The 19,464-nt window shown below is 72.0% G+C and carries 18 protein-coding genes and 1 tRNA gene; 12 read left to right on the top strand and 7 right to left on the bottom strand.

Going from position 1 to position 19,464, the window contains the following annotated elements; translation table 11 throughout:
* Positions 1 to 379: 379 nt before the first annotated feature.
* Positions 380 to 2,674 (top strand): transglycosylase domain-containing protein, encoded by a 2,295-nt coding sequence (locus ACIQOE_RS26550; RefSeq protein WP_363012729.1) that lies wholly within the window; start codon positions 380 to 382, stop codon positions 2,672 to 2,674.
* 126 nt (positions 2,675 to 2,800) lie between these two features.
* Here the strand turns inward: ACIQOE_RS26550 and ACIQOE_RS26545 are convergent, their stop codons facing one another.
* Positions 2,801 to 3,268 (bottom strand): GatB/YqeY domain-containing protein, encoded by a 468-nt coding sequence (locus ACIQOE_RS26545; RefSeq protein ID WP_351317536.1) that lies wholly within the window; start codon positions 3,266 to 3,268, stop codon positions 2,801 to 2,803.
* A gap of 139 nt (positions 3,269 to 3,407) precedes the next feature.
* On the opposite strand from ACIQOE_RS26545, the gene ACIQOE_RS26540 reads away from it, so the two are divergent.
* From ACIQOE_RS26540 to ACIQOE_RS26525, 4 genes are all read left to right on the top strand, one after another.
* Positions 3,408 to 4,346 (top strand): metallophosphoesterase, encoded by a 939-nt coding sequence (locus tag ACIQOE_RS26540; RefSeq protein WP_351317533.1) that lies wholly within the window; start codon positions 3,408 to 3,410, stop codon positions 4,344 to 4,346.
* Between the two features lie 56 nt (positions 4,347 to 4,402).
* Complete coding sequence (locus tag ACIQOE_RS26535; protein ID WP_401414116.1) at positions 4,403 to 5,161, top strand: Pr6Pr family membrane protein; 759 nt, start codon at positions 4,403 to 4,405, stop codon at positions 5,159 to 5,161.
* Positions 5,162 to 5,234: 73 nt separating this feature from the next.
* Positions 5,235 to 5,308: transfer RNA gene (locus tag ACIQOE_RS26530), tRNA-Pro, on the top strand.
* A gap of 134 nt (positions 5,309 to 5,442) precedes the next feature.
* The gene (locus tag ACIQOE_RS26525) at positions 5,443 to 5,769 is read left to right on the top strand and encodes a hypothetical protein (protein WP_401414114.1); all 327 of its coding nucleotides are present in this window, start codon (positions 5,443 to 5,445) and stop codon (positions 5,767 to 5,769) included.
* A 308-nt stretch (positions 5,770 to 6,077) separates the two neighbouring features.
* Here ACIQOE_RS26525 and ACIQOE_RS26520 read toward each other — a convergent pair whose 3' ends face one another.
* From ACIQOE_RS26520 to ACIQOE_RS26510, 3 genes are read right to left on the bottom strand one after another with little or no spacing between them, the layout of a single operon-like run.
* Positions 6,078 to 6,605 (bottom strand): SMI1/KNR4 family protein, encoded by a 528-nt coding sequence (locus tag ACIQOE_RS26520; RefSeq protein WP_401414112.1) that lies wholly within the window; start codon positions 6,603 to 6,605, stop codon positions 6,078 to 6,080.
* Positions 6,606 to 6,614: 9 nt separating this feature from the next.
* Entirely contained in the window at positions 6,615 to 6,929 is a 315-nt protein-coding gene (locus ACIQOE_RS26515) for a hypothetical protein (RefSeq protein ID WP_365569553.1), read from the bottom strand.
* Between the two features lie 50 nt (positions 6,930 to 6,979).
* A complete protein-coding gene (locus ACIQOE_RS26510) occupies positions 6,980 to 7,447 on the bottom strand; it encodes a hypothetical protein (RefSeq protein WP_365568872.1) in 468 nt (155 codons plus the stop codon).
* Between the two features lie 238 nt (positions 7,448 to 7,685).
* Between ACIQOE_RS26510 and ACIQOE_RS26505 the strand changes: the two genes are divergently transcribed.
* A complete protein-coding gene (locus ACIQOE_RS26505; RefSeq protein WP_401414110.1) occupies positions 7,686 to 9,398 on the top strand; it encodes a DUF4041 domain-containing protein in 1,713 nt (570 codons plus the stop codon).
* Positions 9,399 to 9,429: 31 nt separating this feature from the next.
* Positions 9,430 to 10,323 carry a phosphorothioated DNA-binding restriction endonuclease gene (locus ACIQOE_RS26500; protein WP_365560561.1) on the top strand — a complete coding sequence of 298 codons (894 nt, stop codon included), beginning with the start codon at positions 9,430 to 9,432 and terminating at the stop codon, positions 10,321 to 10,323.
* A 119-nt stretch (positions 10,324 to 10,442) separates the two neighbouring features.
* Here the strand turns inward: ACIQOE_RS26500 and ACIQOE_RS26495 are convergent, their stop codons facing one another.
* Positions 10,443 to 10,703: a hypothetical protein gene (locus tag ACIQOE_RS26495; RefSeq protein WP_351317513.1), complete on the bottom strand. Its 261-nt coding sequence runs from the start codon at positions 10,701 to 10,703 to the stop codon at positions 10,443 to 10,445.
* Positions 10,704 to 11,014: 311 nt separating this feature from the next.
* On the opposite strand from ACIQOE_RS26495, the gene ACIQOE_RS26490 reads away from it, so the two are divergent.
* Complete coding sequence (locus ACIQOE_RS26490; protein WP_401414107.1) at positions 11,015 to 14,206, top strand: ATP-binding protein; 3,192 nt, start codon at positions 11,015 to 11,017, stop codon at positions 14,204 to 14,206.
* Here the strand turns inward: ACIQOE_RS26490 and ACIQOE_RS26485 are convergent.
* On the bottom strand, positions 14,184 to 14,993 hold the full coding sequence (locus tag ACIQOE_RS26485) for an ABC transporter permease (RefSeq protein ID WP_401414105.1): 810 nt from the start codon (positions 14,991 to 14,993) through the stop codon (positions 14,184 to 14,186). The two genes, ACIQOE_RS26490 and ACIQOE_RS26485, sit on opposite strands and share 23 nt — an antisense overlap.
* Positions 14,990 to 15,964 (bottom strand): ATP-binding cassette domain-containing protein, encoded by a 975-nt coding sequence (locus tag ACIQOE_RS26480; protein WP_351317504.1) that lies wholly within the window; start codon positions 15,962 to 15,964, stop codon positions 14,990 to 14,992. Before ACIQOE_RS26480 ends, ACIQOE_RS26485 begins: the two co-directional genes overlap by 4 nt.
* Positions 15,965 to 16,119: 155 nt before the next feature.
* On the opposite strand from ACIQOE_RS26480, the gene ACIQOE_RS26475 reads away from it, so the two are divergent.
* From ACIQOE_RS26475 to ACIQOE_RS26460, 4 genes are all read left to right on the top strand, one after another.
* Positions 16,120 to 17,097 carry a sulfite exporter TauE/SafE family protein gene (locus tag ACIQOE_RS26475; protein WP_401414103.1) on the top strand — a complete coding sequence of 326 codons (978 nt, stop codon included), beginning with the start codon at positions 16,120 to 16,122 and terminating at the stop codon, positions 17,095 to 17,097.
* 130 nt (positions 17,098 to 17,227) lie between these two features.
* Positions 17,228 to 17,596, top strand: a complete 369-nt coding sequence (locus ACIQOE_RS26470) for a peptidoglycan-binding domain-containing protein (protein ID WP_362643153.1) — start codon at positions 17,228 to 17,230, stop codon at positions 17,594 to 17,596.
* A gap of 126 nt (positions 17,597 to 17,722) precedes the next feature.
* On the top strand, positions 17,723 to 18,208 hold the full coding sequence (locus ACIQOE_RS26465) for a TrkA C-terminal domain-containing protein (protein ID WP_351317495.1): 486 nt from the start codon (positions 17,723 to 17,725) through the stop codon (positions 18,206 to 18,208).
* A gap of 7 nt (positions 18,209 to 18,215) precedes the next feature.
* Positions 18,216 to 19,457: a cation:proton antiporter gene (locus tag ACIQOE_RS26460; protein ID WP_365560575.1), complete on the top strand. Its 1,242-nt coding sequence runs from the start codon at positions 18,216 to 18,218 to the stop codon at positions 19,455 to 19,457.
* Positions 19,458 to 19,464 lie beyond the last annotated feature (7 nt).

The raw sequence follows: 19,464 nt of genomic DNA, 5'->3' as shown, positions 1-19,464 counted from the left end.
CCCGCGGGAGTGAGCTGGCGACATGCGTGATCATCCCGGCAAAGCGGGACAGCCGTGGCGCGTCACAACGGACGCCGGATGACACACGAGGCGGATTCGGACACACCATCAACACATCACCCGAAGAAATGTGGGCGGGTCCGGAACGATTCGGGGTCGCCGGACGTATTGATACGTGGCCGCACTGCTGTGACAGTTGAGAGCAGCTTAGGCCAAGGCCTGCGCGCGTGTCCGGCGAATGACAAGGTAGACCGTTCATGCCGCCGTGCCGTCGGGCCGTGCCGGCGGTGTCGTCCTCTATGTCACGATCCGGCACCCGAACATCCCGAGAGCCGCCCGCTCACGCGGAATGCTCATCCCTACGGATTAGGCTGCCCCCATGCCAAAGAAGCGCTCGGGCGGTGGTCTGTCGACCACGCAGCAGGCCGCCAAGTTCCTCGGTGTCAGTGTGCTCGCGGGAGCCGTGATGGCGGGCATCGCACTGCCGGCCGCCGGAGCCCTGGGCCTCGCGGCCAAGGGCTCGGTCCAGGGCTTCGACGACATCCCGGCCAACCTGAAGAGCCCGCAGCTGAGCCAGCGGACCAGGATCCTCGACAGCAAGGGCAACCAGATCGCCCAGGTCTACTCCCGTGACCGCACGGTGGTGGAGCTCAAGGACATCTCGCCGTACATGCAGAAGGCGATCGTCGCGATCGAGGACTCGCGCTACTACCAGCACGGCGCCATCGACCTGAAGGGCGTCCTGCGCGCGCTGAACAAGAACGCGGTGAGCGGCGGGGTCGCCCAAGGCGCCTCCACGCTCACCCAGCAGCTGGTGAAGAACTACTTCATCGAGGAGGCCGGCGACGACCCCACCAAGGTCGCCGAGGCCACCCAGCAGACCCTGGGCCGCAAGGTCAAGGAGCTGAAGTACGCGATCCAGCTGGAGGAGAAGCTCGGCAAGAAGAAGATCCTCGAGAACTACCTGAACATCACCTTCTTCGGCGAGCAGGCCTACGGCATCGAGGCCGCCTCCCAGCGCTACTTCTCGCAGCACGCCAAGGACCTCAACCTCCAGCAGTCGGCGCTGCTGGCGGGCATCGTGCAGTCGCCCAGCCGCTACGACCCGGTCAACGACGAGGCCGAGGCCACCAAGCGGCGCAACATCGTCCTGGAACGCATGGCCCAACTCGGTGACATCTCGCAGGCGGAGGCCGACAAGGCCAAGGAAGCCCCGCTCGGCCTGCACGTCACCCAGCCCAAGAACGGCTGCATCACCGCCACCAAGGGCGCCGGGTTCTTCTGCAAGTACGTCGAGAACGTCTTCCTCACCGACCCGACGTTCGGCAAGACCCGCGAGGCGCGGGCCAAGCTCTGGAACCAGGGCGGCCTGACCATCCGCACCACCCTGGACCCGCAGGCCCAGGACTCGGTGCAGGCCTCGGTCAAGGACCACGTCTACAAGGCGGACTCGGTCGCCGCGGCCGCCACCCTGGTGGAGCCCGGTTCCGGCAAGATCCTGGCGATGGGCCAGTCGAAGCCGTACGGCTACAACAAGAACGAGACCGAGTACAACTTCTCGGTCGACCGGGATTACGGCGGGTCCAACTTCGGCTTCCCGACGGGTTCGACGTTCAAGCCGTTCGTGGCCGCGGCCGCCATCGAGGGCGGCAAGCCGGCGGCGCAGGAGTACTCGGCGCCGTACAAGATGGCCTACCCGAGCCCCGTCCAGCAGTGCGACGGCAAGCAGTGGGTCAACACGACCAACGAGCAGGTCGAGAACGAGAACGAGTCCGAGGTCGGGCCGTACCAGATGAAGAAGGCGATGGCGAAGTCCATCAACACCTACTTCGTCCAGCTGATCTCCGACATCGGCCTGTGCCCGGTGGTCAAGATGACCGACGCGCTCCACGTCCACCAGGGCGACGGCTCGAAGCTCCCGCAGACCCCGGCCATCGCCCTCGGCGCGATCGGTCTCTCGCCGCTGACCATGGCGAGCGCGTACGCCACCTTCGCCGACCGCGGCATGTACTGCACGCCGGTCGCCATCGAGTCGATCACCCAGAAGGCCGGCAACGAGCAGAAGTCCCTGCCCGTGCCGAAGTCGACCTGCTCGCGTGCGATGAGCGAGCGGACCGCCGACACGATCAACACCCTGCTGCGCGGTGTGGTCGACTCCGGTACCGGTCAGGAGGCCGGCCTCGACGACCGCGAGAGCGCGGGCAAGACGGGTACGACGGACCAGCGCAAGAACGCCTGGTTCGTCGGCTACACGCCCAACCTCGCGGGCGCGGTCTGGGTCGGCAGCGCGAAGCAGAACATCGAGATGACCAACATCACCATCGGCGGTGTCTACCACTCCGAGGTCTTCGGCGCCGACACGCCCGGCCCGATCTGGAAGGACGCCATGACCGGCGCCCTGGAGGGCAAGCAGTCGGAGTCCTTCAACCTCGTCGACATCCCGGACGAGCCCGACCGCGACAAGGGCAACGGGAACGGCAACGGTCACGGCCGCGGCAACGACACGGGCGGCCTGATCGGCGGCCTCGTCGGCGGCGCGGGCGACGGCGGTGGCAACAACGGCGGGAACAACGGCGGCAACTCCACTCCGAACCCGGGCTTCTCCTTCCCCGACGGCTTCATCCAGGGCAACGGGAACGGCGGCGGGAACGGGAACGGCGGCCGCAGGCACTGACCGGGCCGCCGGCATCCGGCCGGCTCCGGTCCATCGACGGGTACGACGGCGGGGCCGCACCTCTGCGAAAGAGGTGCGGCCCCGCCGTCGTACCGCCCGGAAGGTGATCCCCAGTGGCCTCGGGTGTCAGCCCTGGAGGCGCTGCTTCACCGCGGCGGCGACGCGGCCGCCCTCGGCCAGCCCGGCCACCTTCGGGTTCACGATCTTCATCACGGCCCCCATGGCCCGCGGCCCCTCGGCACCCGCCGCCTTGGCCTCCTCGACGGCCGCGGCGACGATCCCCGCCAGCTCCTCGTCGCTGAGCTGCTTGGGCAGGTACTCGTCGAGGATCACGCCCTCGGCCTTCTCCCGCTCGGCGCTCTCGGCACGGCCGCCCTGCGCGAAGGCCTCGGCCGCCTCCCGGCGCTTCTTCGCCTCCTTGGCGATCACCTTGAGCACCTCGTCGTCGGAGAGCTCGCGCTTCTCCTTGCCCGCGACCTCCTCCTTGGTGATCGCGGCGAGGGTCAGCCGGAGCGTCGAGGAGCGAAGCTCGTCGCGTGCCTTGATCGCGGAGTTGAGGTCGTCGTGCAGTTTCGACTTGAGCGTGGTGGTCATGGTTCCGATTGTCGCAGGTGCCTCACGCGGACCGCCCGCCGTTTTCCCGGCACCGGCACCGGCACCGGCTCCGGCTCCGGCCGCGGACGGGGCCGGTGGCCGGTCATGAGTCCCCCCGCGCGTCTGACACGATGGTCGTATGCGCGCTCGATACGGAGTACCCCTGGGAATCGCGGCGTTCGGCGCCGCCGGTGTGTTGTACGCGGCCGGCTTCGAGGTCCGATCCTTCCGCCTGCGCCGGGTGACGGTCCCGGTCCTCCCGCCGGGGATGCGTCCGCTGCGCGTGCTCCAGGTCTCCGACATCCACATGGTGAGCGGACAGCGCAAGAAGCAGCGCTGGCTCCAGTCGCTGGCGGGCCTGCGCCCGGACTTCGTGCTCAACACGGGCGACAACCTGTCCGACCCGGAGGGCATCCCCGAGGTCCTGGACGCGCTCGGCCCGCTGATGGACTTCCCCGGCGCCTACGTCTTCGGCTCCAACGACTACTACGGCCCCAAGCCGCGCAACCCCGCCCGCTACCTGCTGGAGAAGGTCAACGGCAAGCACGGCCTGAACGGCAATCCGCCGGTGGTCGGCGCGATCCACCTGCCGTGGGAGGACCTGCGGGACGCGTTCGACGGCGCGGGCTGGCTGAACCTGACCAACACCCGCGGTGTCCTCAAGATCGACGGCGTCTCGGTGGAGCTGACCGGACTGGACGACCCGCACATCAAGCGGGACCGGTACGTGCAGGTGGCGGGCGGCCCCTCCAGTACGGCGGACTTCTCGATGGGCGTGGTCCACGCGCCGTACCTGCGGGTCCTGGACGCCTTCACGGCCGACGGCTACCCGCTGGTCCTGGCCGGCCACACCCACGGCGGGCAGCTCTGCGTCCCCTTCTACGGCGCCCTGGTCACCAACTGCGACCTGGACGCGGACCGCGTCAAGGGCCTCTCCCGGCACACGGCGGAGGGCCGTACGTCCTACCTGCACGTCTCGGCGGGCTGCGGCACCAACCGCTACACGCCGGTCCGCTTCGCGTGCCCGCCGGAGGCGACCCTGCTGACGCTCGTGCCCCGGGACCAGGCCCCGGCGTAACCCACTCGGCGTAGGACAACGTGCCGGTCATGCCCCCTTGTTCCTAATTTGAGGGCATGACGGCTCCCATACCCCGGGACATCCCGGACCTCCCCGCGGTCCCGGGCACGCCCGTGCTGCTGCCCGGCTACGTCCCGGCGACGGCGGTGGTGGCCCCCATCCGGCGCCCCGCGACCGCGGTGTTCCGCCTCGTGACGGCGGCGGTGGCGGCGGCGGGCGTGGCCCTTGAGCTGCTGCTGGGCAGCTCGGACCGGATCATGAGCTACTTCGGCGTCCAGGCGGCGGTGATCCTCGCCCTGACCGGCCTGGCCTCGGCCCGCCGCGCCTGGCAGGCGTCCCGCCCGCTGTCCTCGGCCCTGACGGGCGCGGCACTGCTCTACATCGTGATCTCGGGCCTGGTCTACCACCTGCTGCTGGGCCACACCACGCCGCCGTTCTCCATGACGGGCTCGGCCCACCCGCCGGTGGCCTGGCACGGCCAGTGGCTGGCCCTGCAGCTCCTCTACACGGCGGCCCCGCTGATGGCCCTCGTGGACTGGCTGATCCTCACGCCGCCCGGCCGCCTGCACCTGCGCCAGACCGCGGCCTGGATGCTCTATCCCCTGGCCTACCTGGCGTTCTTCCTGACCCGAGCGGAGCTGTCGCTGCCCGGTACACCGGGCCGCTACCTCTATTCCTTCCTCGACGCCGAGCAGCACGGCTACCGCGGCGCCCTCGCCAACGCACTCCTGCTGGGCCTCGCCATCTACGGCCTCGCGGTCCTCCTGGTCGCCCTCGACCACGCCCGCCCGAACCCCGTCGGCCGCCGCCCATAAACCGGATTTCGTCTCACGCCACCGGTGGGCTAGAGTAAACGACGTCGCCGCAGCGAGCAGGACGCAGCGACACCGGGGTGTAGCGCAGCTTGGCAGCGCGCTTCGTTCGGGACGAAGAGGTCGTGGGTTCAAATCCCGCCACCCCGACAGCCGAAACAGTAGATCAGCCACCGACTCACGTGAGTCGGTGGCTGATCTGTTGTGGGCATCGTGTCTAGCCGAGTGACCACCGCTTCCTGCGTGGCTACCGCTGGCGTTTTTGCGCACCGAAGATCCCGCCCATGACCACGGCACCGGGCGAAGGATCTAGGTTCACTTGCTACTCGACGGCCCAGCGCCTCGCCCTGGAACCGGGCTCAGGCATGCTCGCCTGCATGGGTGCCTACAGCAGCAATCCGGACCTCGACGTGTACGACGTCACCGGCAACGGCACGGAAGTCGACGTTGCCACCAACCTGCTCAACGGCGACATCAGGCTCTCGATCCTGTGGACCCGAGAGATCCTCCTGTGCGCCGACTCCGCCGACTCCGCCGACCAAGCAGCCGATGCTCGACGACGAGCCGCGGCACAGTCCCGCAGCATCACAACCACCCAAAGCAGCCGCTGAGTTGCAGCCTTCCCTGCTGGTTCGAGGGCCTGCCTGCGAAGGCGTCGTACGAGGTCTACGTGTATGCCGTTGAGGATGTCGGCCATCACGGGTTCTTCGACCTGGTCGAGTTTCCAACGTGCTGCGGCTTCCGGCCGCTGAGGATCGACGCCGAAGTCCTCGTCACCCGCCACGGCGCCGGTCTGGATCACGGTCGGAACCCATGGAGCGCCTGGCGGAAGGTGTATCGGGCCGGCGTCGGCGCCGCGTGGCATGCCGGTGGCGGAGGTGTAGAGGACGCCGGTTCGATCCCGTCTGCCGTCGTGCCGTCAGCGGCAGAGTTCCATGATGGTGTCGTCGAAGTGCGGGAACTCTCCGGTCGCCTGCTCGACGACCGTGGACGCCGGTTGGCGGTGGGCGGCGGCGAAGTGTTCGGCGATGGTCGTCAGTTGCTGGTTTCGGCGCGGAGTCCAGTCGGGTTCGTATGACGTGGCCGCTTCCCAGGGACCGTAGCCCCCGGCCAGCAGCCACAGGAAGGCGCCCAGGTCGCGGGCGACGACGCCGGTCTCGCCCTCGGAACCGAGGAAGACGACGGGCTGGTCGACGAGCGGGCGGTCCGGTCGTACGAGCCAGAACGCCGCGTATCCGCCGGTGCCGTCCTGGCCGAACACACGGAAGCTGTCGCCGGTCAGCTCCGCGTTGCCCGTCCAGGAGCGGAACCAGTCGGTGGTCTCCTCGGCGGACAGGAAGGCCGGGAAGGGCTCGAAGTCCACGCCGTCCCCGTCGTCGTACTCGAACGGAAGGGACAGCGCGGCGGCGAGGGCCTCGGGGAAACGGAGATCGTCGGCAGGAGTCACGCGGTCACGCTAGCGATCGCCACTGACACCGGGTCCGGCCGAGGGAGACCGGCGGGCGCGGAGCCGGTGGACGCCCTGTGCGGCGTAGAGGACCGTCAGGAGGACGAAACCGGCCAGGGCGAGCCAGAACCAGGATTCCGCCACCGCGCCGGCCAGCAGCATGCCGCCGAAGAGCAGCAGGGAGGCGACGGTCTCCAGCAGGTCGAGGCGCGCGCGGGCACGTGCCGACGCGTCGGGTCCGCGCAGTCGGTGGATGACGGGAAGCAGACCGAGGATCTGCAGAACGACGAGGCCGAGAACGATCCAGAGCGACCACCTGGGCATGTCCACGGCGGGACTGTAGCGGAGCCCGGGACCGTCGTGTCCCGTGCGGGTCAGGACGGTCCGGGCCGGGGTTCGTCACCGTCGTAGGCCGCCAGTGCGGTCTGGCGGCATTCCAGCAGGTCGCCGAGGATCTCCGGGGTCACGTGCTCCTGGGTCAGGGCCACGGTGGCTCGGGCCTCGACCGAGGCCCAGGCATGCCGGGCGCGTTTGTTGGCGCGGCGCCTGGTGTCGCTGCGCAGGAAGCCCGCTCCCGCCGCGAATCCGGCGGAGGCCAGGGCGGCGAGGGCCGCCGGTACGCGGGCGTCCGCCGAGGCCAGTCCCGCCGTGCCCGCCGTGCCGGCGAGCAGGGCCGCGGGGAAGCCGAGGGCGATGTCCATCTTGGTCCAGAACTCGGACCGGCGGTGGGCGAGTGCCCGCTGCCGCGTCGCCTCGTCCCTCAGCCGCTCGATCTCGGCGCGCAGGCGGCGCTCGGGCCCGTCCGGACTCAGGTGGGTGGTTCCGTCAGCGGGAGTGGCCATGAGGGAATTCCAACACGTTTGTGGTGGGGAGTAGTTGGTGGTTCCGCACAGCCTTCGGGTGCGGCGGGCCGTGCGTCACCCACAACAACCGTTCACCCAGGGTCACAAGAGGGTCACGAGGTGGCACATGCCGCTTGCGCGTGCGGGAACGAGCACAGAATGTTGCTCTCCGTTTATTGCCGGACTTGTCCGGCGGCCCGGGGCGCTGGGACGCCTCGGGAACGAGGGGGGCTGGGACATGAGTGCTTACCGATTCAATGCGCCGCCGGGCTGGCCGGTGCCGCCCGCCGGGTGGATGCCGCCGCCGGATTGGCGGCCCGATCCGTCATGGCCCGCGATGCCCGCGGGATGGCAGCTGTGGGTTCCGGAGGCAGCCGCGGCCTCCGGTGCGTCCGACGCGGCTGCGGTCTCCGACGCGGCCGCGGCCGCGGCCGCAGGTGCGTCCGGCGTCGCCACGGCCACCGGCGCACACCCACCCGCTCCCGCTCCCGCTCCCGACGTCACCGTTGCCGGGAGTACGGCGGCGGTGCCGACTCCGCGCAAGGGCGGGCTGTTCGGGCGGCGGCGGGCGGGTGCGGTCTCCGAGGCCGAAGAGCTGCGCGCCTGGATCGCACGGACACAGGGGCTGGACGCCGCGCAGGTCGCGGGTCTCGTCCGGCGGGTCGAGGCGGAGGCAGCCGCGCTGCGGGACAGAGCGGCCGCCGAGGCCGCCGAGGAGGCCGAGGGAATCCTCAAGGACGCGCGTGAGACGGCGAAGGAGATTCTCGGCGACGCGCGCCGGACGGCGAAGGAGACCGAGCGGGTCCGCAAGGAGGCCGACCGCCACCGTCGGGAGGCGTCCGACGCCGAGCGGCGGCTGGCCGAGCTGCAGGCCCGGATCGTCGCGACCGACGAACTCGCGATGCTCCAGGAGGCCGGGGTCTACGCGTACCGGCACGCGCTGCACGACGCGATCGCGTATCGCAGCCGGCTCGACTCACTCCAGAACGAGATCAAGACGCTCGCCCGCGCGGGCCGGGCCGTTCTCGCCGCCACCGACTGGACGGTCAACGGCTCCAAGCGCGAGGGCCAGAAGATGGTCCGGGACTTCTCCAAGCTCATGCTGCGCGCCTACAACGCCGAGGCCGACTACGCCGTGCGGTCCATGCGGCCGCACCGGCTGAGTTCCCTCGTCGACCGGCTCTACAAGAGCCGCGAGACGATCGCCCGGCTCGGCGCGACCATGCACATCCGGATCGCGGACGAGTACCACAACGCGCGGGTGCGGGAGTTGGAACTCACGGCCGACTACCTGCAGAAGAAGGAGGAGGAGAAGGAGGCCCAGCGTGAGGCGCGCGCCCGGGAGCGCGAGGAGGCCGCGGTCCAGCGGGAACTCGACCGTCAGCGGGAGAAGCTGAACAAGGAACTCGGCCACTACCAGGTGGCGCTCGACCGTCTGCGCGAGCGCGGTGACGAGGCGGCCGTGGCGGAGATGCGGGCCAAGCTGGCGGAGATCGAGAACGCCTTGCAGGACGTCGAGTCCCGCGCGGCGAACATCCGCGCCGGGTACGTGTACGTCATCTCGAACATCGGCGCCTTCGGCGATCGCATGGTGAAGATCGGCATGACCCGTCGGCTCGAACCGCTGGAGCGGATCTACGAGTTGAGCGGTGCGGCGGTTCCGTTCCGGTTCGACGTCCACGCGCTGATCTTCAGCAAGGACGCGGTCGGCCTGGAGACCGAACTGCACCGGCAGTTCGCCGCGCGCCGGGTCAACCAGGTCAACAGCCGCAAGGAGTTCTTCTACGCGACCCCGATGGAGGTGCGGGACGCACTGCAGCGGTTCGCCGGACAGCATCTGATCGAGTTCACCGAGGAACCGCAGGCGCTGGAGTGGCGGGCCGGCAGGTCCGCGGGAGAACCCGTCGCCCCGGCGGGAAGCGCGGGAGGGGGCGCGGACCGCACGGCGTGAGGCGCGGCGGCGCATCACTACGATCGCCGTCATGGACTGGCTGGAGCGGGCCGCGAAGCTGAGGCAGTGGAGCCGGCACGGGGTGCGGGCACCGCACAAGCCGTTGCTGCTGCTGTACGCGCTGGCCCGCTTCCAGTCCGATGCCGAGGGCGAGTTGCGCTACACCGCGGTGGAGGGGGACCTGAAGCGGCTGCTGGCGGAGTACGGTCCGGCGCGCGGGACCTCGCCCGCCTATCCCTTCCACCATCTGGTCAGCGACGAGGTGTGGGAGGTCCGCACCGAGCGCGGCCCCGGCAGTCCCGGCACGGGCGTACGGGAACTGCGGTCCGGTGGCGCCGTCGGGCGACTGGCGCCGGACCTGCGGGCGGCCCTGCGGCGGGAGCCGTCCCTGCTGGGCCGGATGGCGCGGGTGCTGCTGGACCTGCATTTCCCGCCGTCGCTGCACCAGGACCTGTGCGAGGCGGTGGGACTGGAGCTGGAGCTGGCGGAGACGGAGGCGCTGACGGCCCCCGAGCAGCGCCGACGTGACCGCCGGATGCGGGAGATGGTGCTGACCGCGTACGAGTACCAGTGCGCCTTCTGCGGCTACGACGGCATGATCGGTGCCGTGCCCGTCGGGCTGGAGGCGGCGCATGTGCGCTGGTGGGCGTACGGCGGCCCGGACGACGTCGACAACGGGCTCTGCCTGTGCTCGCTGCACCACAAGCTGTTCGACATGGGTGTCCTCGGGATGGGCGAGGGGCACCGCGTCCTGGTCTCGCAGCGTTTCGTCGGCCGCAGCCCCGCCGCCCGCGAGCACGTCACCGCACTCGCCGGACGGCAGCTGATCGGCCCTCAGCCCGGCATCCGGCCCGTCGCCGAGACGCACCGGGCCTGGCACACCGCCCAGGTCTTCCGCGGCTCGCCTCGGCTCGCGGCCACCTGACCCCCCGTCCGCACCAACCGTGCCGGGCCCGGACGGGTGCGGGCCCGACCATGCGGGACGCCCGGCCGGGGAGGTTCCCGGCCGGGCGTCTGTGGCGGTCGTCGGAGGGAGTGAGGTGGCTACCAGCCGCGGTCGCAGTCGGAGCCGATGTCCGTGCCCTGCGCACCCGGGCTGCCCTCGCCGTTGAGCAGGTTGCCGCCCAGGCCGTTGAGGATGCCCACCTCACCGAGGACGTCGAGGTTCAGGTCATGGGACCTGCACCCGCCGCCCTGCATGCCGTGCATGCCGTGCATGACCTGCGCGCTGGCAGGGCCGGCGCCCAGGAATCCGACACCGCTTATGATCGCCACCGCCACGGCAACCTTGCGAAAACTGGTCATATCTCCTCCTCCGGGAAAAATGAGCGGATCGTCAGAAAATCCACTCGGCGCTCATCTCGGAGGCTAGATCGACATCCGGCCCGGCGCCCTTCGAGGAAGCCATCCGGGGGGACAGGGAGGGTTTCTGAGGGCCGATCGGCTGATGCGGCTTTCGGCGCGGACGGGGCGGCGGGGAGTGGGAGGCGGACAACTGGACTCACACGCAAGGGAATTCGGCCGGGTGGGTCGGGCACGGGGTGCGGGCGCGGGTGCCGGGGTCGCCGCCCGGTATCCGCCCGGCGTTCCACCGGCCCCCTGGCTACTCTGCACGGGTGACCACCGACCTGATCCTGCTGCCCCGAGTCGCCTGTCGTGGACGGGAGATCACCGCGCCCCGGCTGCGCGGCCTGCTGGCGCTGCTCGCGGAGGATCTGCGCGGCGGGTGCAGCACCGGCCGGCTGGTGGAGGGGCTGTGGGCGGAGGAGCTGCCCGAGCGGCCCGGCAAGGCCGTGCAGATCCTGGTGTCGCGGCTCAGGTCGCAGCTGGGTGCCGAGCTGATCGCGAGCACGCCGACGGGATACCGGCTGGCGCTGGAGGAGACGCAGGTCGACAGCTCCGCGCTGCTGGTGTGCGAGGCGGCGAGCGCCGAGCGGGCACGGGCCGGGGACCACGCGGGTGCCCTGGCGCGGGCCGAGGCCGGACTCGCGCTCTGGGACGGGAACGTGGGCGCCGGCGCGGGTGAGGACCTGCACGATCCGCTGGTGGCACTGCGCGCCGGACGGGTCGGGGCGCGGCGCGCGCTGGTCAGGACCCGGGCGCTCGCGCTGGCCCGGCTGGGGCGGCGGGCGGAGGCCGTGGCGCCGCTGGCCGCGCTGGCCAGGCAGCTGCCGCGGGACGAGGAGGTGCTGGCGGAGCTGCTGCGGTGCGAGGCCGCGACCACCGGCCGGGCCGCGGCCCTGACCCGGTACGACGCCTACCGCCGCGGGCTGCGGGACGAGCTGGGCAGCGATCCGGGGCCCGGACTCCGGTCCGTGCACCAGGAACTGGTGCGGGCGGACGTGCCCCGGGTCAGGCACGGGGTGCCGCACGAGCCGAACCCGCTGCTCGGGCGGGACGCGGACGTCGCCGCCGTGGGCGCGCTGCTGCGGACGTCCCGGGTGGTCAGCGTCGTCGGTCCGGGCGGGCTCGGCAAGACCCGGCTCTCGCACGCGGTGAGCCGGGCCGCCGAACAGCCCGTGGTGCACTTCGTGTCGCTCGCCGGTGTCCGCGCCGACGACGACGTGGCCGGCGAGGTGGCCTCGGCGGTCGGCGCCGGGGAGGGCGGCCGGTTCGGCGGGGGCGCGGACGCGCCGAGCGGGATCGTCGCCGCGCTGGGCACCGGACCCGCGCTGCTGGTGCTGGACAACTGCGAGCAGGTGATCTCCGGCGCCGCCGCTCTCGTCCAGGCGCTGGTCTCGCGGTCCAGGGAGCTGCGGGTCCTGGTCACCAGCCGGGCCACGCTCGGGCTGACCTCGGAGTCCGTGTACGCGCTGGCGGAGCTGTCGCCGGCGACGTCGGTCGAACTCTTCACGCAGCGCGCGCGGGCGGCCCGGCCGGGCGTGGAGCTGCCCGCCGACCGGGTCGCCGAGATCTGCCGGCACCTGGACGGGCTGCCGCTGGCCGTGGAGCTGGCCGCGGCCCGGGTGCGGGTGCTGTCCGTGGCGGACATCGCGCGCCGCCTGTCGGACCGTTTCGCGCTGCTGCGCGGCGGCGCCCGCGACGCGCCGGAGCGGCACCGCACGCTGCGGGCCGTGGTCGAGTGGAGCTGGAATCTGCTGGAGCCCGACGGCCGGGCCGCGCTGCGCGCCCTGTCGGTGTTCCCCGGCGGCTTCACCGAGGAGGCGGCCGAGTGCCTGCTGGGCGAGGGCGGGGACGCGCTGGCGCTGCTGGAGCATCTGGCCGGGCAGTCCCTGCTCAAGGTGGGCGAGGGGCCGTCCGGGGTGCGTTTCCACATGCTGGAGACGCTGCGGGAGTTCGGAGCCGTGCGGCGGGCCGAGGCCGGTGAGGAGGAGGCGGTGACGGGCCGGTTCCTGGTCTGGGCCCGGGACTTCGGGCGGGCCCATCACGACGCGCTGTTCCGCCGCGACCCGCTGCCCGCGTGGTTCCGGATCCGGGCCGAGCAGGACAACCTGGTCCTGGCCCTGCGGTACGCGCTGGCCCGCGCCGACGGGCCCGCCACCGCCGCGGCCACCGCCGTGCTCGCCGCCCTGTGGGTCACCGACTCCAGCTACGGCCGGCTGGTGACCCTGTGCGCGGAGACCGGCGGCCCGCTGTCCCGTTTCCGCCCGGGGCCGGACAGCCCCGAGGACGTGGAGACGGCCCGCAGCGCGGCGGCGGTGTGCACGAGCGCGCTCTTCGTGGGGCTCGGCCCGCACGCGGTACGGCAGCTCGTCACCCTGCGCGGTCTGCCGCCCGCTCCGCCGGACACGGTCGTCCGCGCGATGGCCCTGGTGCTGTGCGCGACCCCGGACATCCGGCCGCCCGAGTACACGCGCCTTCAAGAACTCTGCGCCTCCGACGCGCCGCTGCTGGCGGGTACGGCGCTGAGCATCGCCAGTTACGTCTGGGAGGCCGGGCACGACACGGCACGGGCCCTGGAGTGCGCCCGCCGGCTGCCCGGGACGCTGGGGACCCTGGGCAACCCGGCCATGCGGCTGCTGAGCCACGGGCGGATCAGCGAACTGTGCATGCAGGCCGACCTGGGCCAGGAGGCGTACGACCATCTGCGGGCCGCGCTGCGGACGCTGGAGGAGTTCGAGGGCTGGCCGGACTCGATCGGCGTCCGCTGGGGGCTGGTGCTCGCCTGCCTGCAGCGCGGGGAGATCGACGAGGCGGAGTACTGGCTGGACCTCGCGGCCATGGACCAGCAGCCGGAGTCGACGCGTGTCTACGCGCCCGATCTGGTGGCCCGTGCGGAGATCGCGCTGGCCCGCGGGCTGACCGAGGTCGGGCTCGGGCTGTGGCGCCGGGCGGTGGAGCGGATCCGGGAGGACGCCGTGGTGCTCGCGGGCGATCCGTTCGTGGACCCCTGGGCGCTCCAGGTGCAGTCGGCGGCGCTCGCGGCGCACGCGCAGCACGGCCGGCTCGAACCGGTGGCCGCGCTGGCCGGGCAGCTGCGGGAACGGCTCCTCGGCATGCTGTCGGGGACACCGGCCGACGGTCCCGGCGGGCGCGGCCTTCCGGAGCGGTCCCCCGGCGCGGACGGCTCCGTGCTCGAAATCCCCGCGTACGGGGCCGCTTTGCTCGCGCTCGGCTTCGCCGGGCTGGCCGCGGGCGACACCGCCGCCGTACGGCTGGTGGCGCTGGCGGAGCGGCTGCCCGCGGTACGGGAGGTCCCGACGCTGGCGCGGGAGAGGTCCCGGCGGGCGGCCGAGGACGCGGACCGGGCCGCGTACGCCGACGCGCTGTCGGAGTACGCGGCCCTGGGGCGGGATCAACTGCGTCTGGCGGCCCTGCACGAGCTCACCGCCGGGGCTCGCGGCTGAACTGGGCCCGGGACCACAGGTAGCCGAGCGCGATCAGCACCAGGCACCAGGCGAGGGAGAGCACCGCGTTCCTCGTGCCGATCCCGCTGCCCAGCAGCAGGCCGCGCAGGGTCTCGATGAAGGGCGAGAACGGCTGGTACTCGGCGAACCAGCGGAACCAGCCCGGCATGGCGTCCACCGGGACGAACGCGCTGGACAGGAACGGCAGCATGACCAGCGGGTAGCCCATGTTGCTGGCGCCCTCGGGGTTCGGGCTCGCCAGGCCGATGCCGACCGCGATCCAGGTCAGCGCGAGGCTGACCAGCGCCATCAGGCCGACGGCCGCGATCCACTCCACCGGGGTCGCGTCCGGCCGGAACCCGATGGCCAGGCCGATGCCGAGGACCAGGACGAGCGCCATCAGCGTCTGGATCACGGTGCCCAGGACATGGCCGATCAGCACGGAGGACCGCGAGATGGCCATGGTGCGGAACCGGGCCATGATGCCCTCGGTCATGTCGGTGGCCACGGACACCGAGGTGCCGAGCGAGGTCATGGCCAGGGTCAGGAAGAGGATGCCCGGGACGAGGTAGGCGACGTAGTCGGAGCGGTCGGCGTGGCCGCCGGTGATGCCGGCGCTCATCACGTTGCCGAAGACGTAGACGAACAGGAGCAGCAGGACGACCGGGGTGAGCAGGAGGTTCAGGGTGAGGGAGGGGTAGCGGCGGGCGTGCAGGAGGTTGCGCCGCAGCATGGTGAGGTTGTCGCGGAGGGCGTGGGCGCGCGGGGACGGGGATGCGGTGCTCATCGGACGGTCTCCTTGTCGGTGGAGGCGGCGGCCGCCGCGGGGGTGCCGGTCAGGGCGAAGAACACGTCGTCCAGGTCGGGGGTGTGCACGGAGAGTTCGTCGGCCTCGATGCCGGCCGCGTCGAGCCAGTCGAGGATGGCGCGCAGTTCGCGCTGGCTGCCGCCGCTCGGGACCTGGAGGACGAGCGCCTCGTCGTCGCGGGTGGTCTCGCGCAGTTCGGTGGCCGCCTGTTCGTAGGTCACCGGGTCGGAGAACCGCAGCCGTACGTGGCCGCCGGGGACGAGCCGCTTGAGTTCCTGCGCGCTGCCCTCGGCGACGAGCCTGCCGCCGTTGAGCACCGCGATGCGGTCGGCGAGCTGGTCGGCCTCCTCCAGGTACTGGGTGGTGAGGAAGACCGTGGTCCCGCCGGAGACCAGTTCGCGGATGATCTGCCACATGGTGTGGCGGGAGCGCGGGTCCAGGCCGGTGGTCGGCTCGTCGAGGAAGATGATCCGCGGGCTGCCGACCAGGGTCATGGCGATGTCGAGGCGGCGCTTCATGCCGCCGGAGTAGGTGGACGCCGGCTTGCCCGCCGCCTCGGTGAGGTCGAAGCGGTCCAGCAGTTCGGCGATGACCCGGCGCCCCTCGCCCCTGGGGAGGTGGTGCAGGTCGGCCATGAGGAGCATGTTCTCCTCGCCGGTGATCAGGCCGTCCACGGCGGAGAACTGTCCGGTGACCCCGATGGCGGCCCGCACCGACTGGGCCTGCCCGCGGATGTCGTGGCCGGCGATCCGGGCCTCGCCGCCGTCGGCGGAGATCAGGGTGGAGAGGATGTTGACCGCGGTGGTCTTGCCGGCGCCGTTCGGTCCGAGGAGGGCGAAGACCGTGCCGGCCGGCACCCGCAGGTCGATGCCGTCGAGGACCGTGCGGTCCCCGTAGGCCTTGCGCAACGCGGTGGCCTCGATGGCGAGTTCGTCGTCTGTCGTCGTCATGCCGCAGAGCGTGCCGCCGCGGCGGTTCAGCACGGCTTCAGCCGGGTTTCAGCGCGGGCCGGACGGTTTCAGGGCGCTGGGACCCCGCGTTCCGTGCCGCTCCCCGACCCCGCTTCCATATCTTTCCCATAGGAATGGTCTCTAGGGTCCGCCGCATGGATTCCACCGGCCCGATCGTCCTCGCGGGAGCCCTGGTCGGGTTCGCCGTCGGCCTCACCGGCATGGGCGGCGGCGCCCTCATGACCCCGATCATGGTCATGGTGTTCGGGGTGAACCCGACGGCGGCCATCGGCAGCGACCTGGCCGCGTCCGTGTTCATGAAGCCGTTCGGCGCGCTGGTGCACCAGCGGGCGGGCACCGTGCGCTGGGACATCGTGCGCCTGCTGCTGCCCACCGCGGTCCCGGCGGCCTTCGGCGGCGTCTTCCTGCTCCGCGCCCTCGGCGACGGCGACGACCTGCAGCAACGCGTCAAGTACGTCGTCGGTACGGCGCTGCTGCTCGCCGTCGCCGGGATGCTCGCCCGGCTGTGGCTGGACCGCCGTCGGGCCGTCGGCGGGGCGGGATCCGAGGACGCCGAGGACGCCGAGGTCCGGGTACGGCCGGTGGCGACGCTGCTCATCGGGCTGGTGGGCGGTGTGATCGTGGGGATGACCTCGGTGGGCTCGGGCTCCCTGATCATCGTGATGCTGATGCTGGCCCACCCGCGTCTGCAGGCGAACCATCTCGTCGGCACCGACCTGGTGCAGGCCATCCCCATGGTGGCCGCCGCGGCCCTCGGCCACCTGCTGGTCGGCGACGCCGACCTGGGACTCGCGGCGACCCTCCTGATCGGCGCCGTGCCGGGCGTGCTGCTCGGGTCCGTCGTCTCCAGCCGGGTCGCCGGCGGCGCGGTGCGCTGGGCGCTGGTCGTCCTGCTGACCGGGTCCGGGCTGTCGATGCTGAAGGCGCCGTCCGCCGTCATCGTGCTCGGCTGCCTGGGAGCGGCGCTGCTCGGCGTGACGGTCGCCGTCCGCGACCGCCGGACCGCGGGCCTCCGGGCGGCGGCCGGGACGGCGGACCGGACCGCGCGGGAGGACGTCGCGGGGCCGGCCGGCCCCCTCGCGTCGGCCCCCGGGGCGCGGCGCCCGCGCTGACGCGGCGGGTCCGGGCGAGTCGCGGACCGGTGCGGCGGCGAGGCAGAGCCCCGTGTCCGGTCCGTGTCCGACTCGCGGAGGTCACCGCCCGCGCGCGACCATGGCAGGAGTCGGCCTTGAAGGAGCGCGCATGCGACGGAACCGACTGCTCACCACGGCCGCGGCACTGGGCGCGGCCGCCGCACTGGGCCTGGCCGTGCCGCACACGGCCGCGGCCGGCACCGAGGGCCGCTGTTCCTACGTGTCCTCGGACTACCGGCCCACCCTCACCTACGGCAGCACCGGCGCCGCGGTCCGGCAGGCGCAGTGCCTCAGCAACGCCTGGGGCGGCGTGCCGCCGAAGCTGGCCGCCGACGGGCGCTACGGCGACCTGACGCTGAAGAAGGTCGAGTGGATCCAGGTCTGCCACGGCCTCCCGGAGAGCGGCGTGATCGAGGGCCGCACCTGGGAGGTCCTGTACCACCCGGCCCTGGACTGCTACGCCCGCTACCCGGACTGACGGCCGCCCCCGCCCGCTCGTCCGTCCCGTCCGCAGATCCCGCGACACCCGCTGGACCGTTAGGGTGTCGTTAAAGAAATCGCAAAGGGACTGCGGAACGAGACCGACGAGATACAGGAGACAGCCTTGGGGGCTCCACGCCTGAGCAGGACGCCGTTGCCGGGAATCGGTGTGCGGTACGACCTCACCACACGGGAACAGCGCAGACTCTCCGTGGTCGCGCACCGCGACGGCTCGCGGATCGTGAGCGCCTACCACCAGGACGACCCCGACGCCTGCGCCCTGTCGGTACGGCTGTCCTCCGGTGAGACGGACGCGCTCATCGACGCGCTGATGCCGACCCACCACAGCCCGAACCTGCTCTCCACCACCGACCTGGGCCTGGTGGCCGAGCGGATCGAGCTGGGCGCCACGTCGTACTGGAACGGCAGGCTCCTCGGCGAGACCCGGATGCGCACCGAGACGGGGGTGTCCATCGTGGCCGTGCTGCGCCGCGCCGAGGCCGTCCCCTCCCCCGCGCCCGACTTCCGGCTGGCCGGCGGGGACACGCTCATCGTGATCGGCACCCGCGAAGGCGTCGACGCGGCCGCCGTCATACTCGGGCGGGAGTGAGGCCTCCGTGCACGACTCCGCCGTCTTCCTGATCGAGTTCGGGGCGATCATCCTCGGCCTGGGCCTGCTCGGCCGGCTCGCCGGACGCCTCCAGTTCTCGCCCATCCCCCTCTACCTGCTGGCCGGTCTCGCCTTCGGCAACGGCGGCATCTACCCGCTCGGCACCAGCGAGGAGTTCGTCGCGATCGGCGCCGAGATCGGTGTCGTCCTGCTGCTGCTGATGCTCGGCCTGGAGTACACGGCCAGCGATCTCGTCTCCAACCTCAAGACCCAGTACCCGGCGGGCCTGGTCGACGCCGCGCTCAACGCGCTGCCCGGCGCCGCCATGGCCCTGCTGCTGGGCTGGGGCCCGGTGGCGGCCGTGGTGCTGGCCGGTGTCACCTGGATCTCGTCGTCCGGGGTCATCGCCAAGGTCCTCGGCGACCTCGGGCGGCTCGGCAACCGGGAGACCCCGGTGATCCTGAGCATCCTGGTCCTCGAAGACCTGTCCATGGCGGTCTACCTGCCGATCGTGACCGCGCTGCTCGCCGGTGCCGGCCTGGCCGCGGGCAGCCTCACGCTGGCGATCGCCCTCGGCGTGGCCGGGCTGGTGCTGCTGGTGGCGGTGCGCTACGGCCGCCACATCTCCCGGTTCGTCTCCAGCGACGACTCGGAGAAGCTGCTCCTGGTGGTGCTCGGCCTGACCCTGCTGGTCGCCGGGATCGCGCAGCAGCTCCAGGTGTCCGCGGCCGTCGGCGCGTTCCTCGTCGGCATCGCGCTCTCCGGCGAGGTGGCGGAGGGCGCCCACCATCTGCTCTCGCCGCTGCGGGACCTGTTCGCCGCCGTCTTCTTCGTCTTCTTCGGCCTGCACACCGACCCGGCGAGCATTCCGCCGGTGCTGCTGCCCGCGCTCGCGCTGGCGGTGGTCACCGCGCTGACGAAGATCGCCACCGGGTACTGGGCCGCCCGGCGCGCCGGTATCTCCGCCAAGGGCCGCTGGCGGGCCGGCGGCACCCTGGTCGCCCGCGGCGAGTTCTCCATCGTCATCGCGGGCCTGGCCGTCACCGCCGGCATCGAACCGTCCCTGGGCCCGCTGGCCACGGCCTACGTCCTGATCCTCGTCGTCCTCGGCCCGCTCACCGCCCGCTACACCGAACCCCTGGCCCGCCGCCTCACCGGCCGGTCCACGACCGCCGAGCCCCTGCCGGCCGACGCCATGATCCCCGCCCAGGCCGGCGCGGAGGAACCGGACACGGTCCACCGCGCCTGAGACGGCT

The organism is Streptomyces sp. NPDC091282 (genome assembly GCF_044757385.1).
GTDB lineage: Bacteria > Actinomycetota > Actinomycetes > Streptomycetales > Streptomycetaceae > Streptomyces > Streptomyces gramineus.
The sequence above is the reverse complement of the archived record's forward strand: the minus strand, read 5'-3'. Positions and strand labels throughout refer to the sequence as shown.

Excerpts from the sequence above, each read along its gene's own strand:
- ACIQOE_RS26540 (WP_351317533.1), top strand. The coding sequence starts at position 3,408 with ATGCGCGCTCGATACGGAGTACCCCTGGGAATCGCGGCGTTCGGCGCC.
- ACIQOE_RS26495 (WP_351317513.1), bottom strand. The coding sequence starts at position 10,703 with ATGACCAGTTTTCGCAAGGTTGCCGTGGCGGTGGCGATCATAAGCGGT.
- ACIQOE_RS26550 (WP_363012729.1), top strand. The coding sequence starts at position 380 with ATGCCAAAGAAGCGCTCGGGCGGTGGTCTGTCGACCACGCAGCAGGCC.
- ACIQOE_RS26505 (WP_401414110.1), top strand. The coding sequence starts at position 7,686 with ATGAGTGCTTACCGATTCAATGCGCCGCCGGGCTGGCCGGTGCCGCCC.
- ACIQOE_RS26500 (WP_365560561.1), top strand. The coding sequence starts at position 9,430 with ATGGACTGGCTGGAGCGGGCCGCGAAGCTGAGGCAGTGGAGCCGGCAC.
- ACIQOE_RS26515 (WP_365569553.1), bottom strand. The coding sequence starts at position 6,929 with ATGCCCAGGTGGTCGCTCTGGATCGTTCTCGGCCTCGTCGTTCTGCAG.
- ACIQOE_RS26525 (WP_401414114.1), top strand. The coding sequence starts at position 5,443 with ATGACCACGGCACCGGGCGAAGGATCTAGGTTCACTTGCTACTCGACG.
- ACIQOE_RS26480 (WP_351317504.1), bottom strand. The coding sequence starts at position 15,964 with ATGACGACGACAGACGACGAACTCGCCATCGAGGCCACCGCGTTGCGC.
- ACIQOE_RS26510 (WP_365568872.1), bottom strand. The coding sequence starts at position 7,447 with ATGGCCACTCCCGCTGACGGAACCACCCACCTGAGTCCGGACGGGCCC.
- ACIQOE_RS26470 (WP_362643153.1), top strand. The coding sequence starts at position 17,228 with ATGCGACGGAACCGACTGCTCACCACGGCCGCGGCACTGGGCGCGGCC.
- ACIQOE_RS26545 (WP_351317536.1), bottom strand. The coding sequence starts at position 3,268 with ATGACCACCACGCTCAAGTCGAAACTGCACGACGACCTCAACTCCGCG.
- ACIQOE_RS26485 (WP_401414105.1), bottom strand. The coding sequence starts at position 14,993 with ATGAGCACCGCATCCCCGTCCCCGCGCGCCCACGCCCTCCGCGACAAC.
- ACIQOE_RS26535 (WP_401414116.1), top strand. The coding sequence starts at position 4,403 with ATGACGGCTCCCATACCCCGGGACATCCCGGACCTCCCCGCGGTCCCG.
- ACIQOE_RS26475 (WP_401414103.1), top strand. The coding sequence starts at position 16,120 with ATGGATTCCACCGGCCCGATCGTCCTCGCGGGAGCCCTGGTCGGGTTC.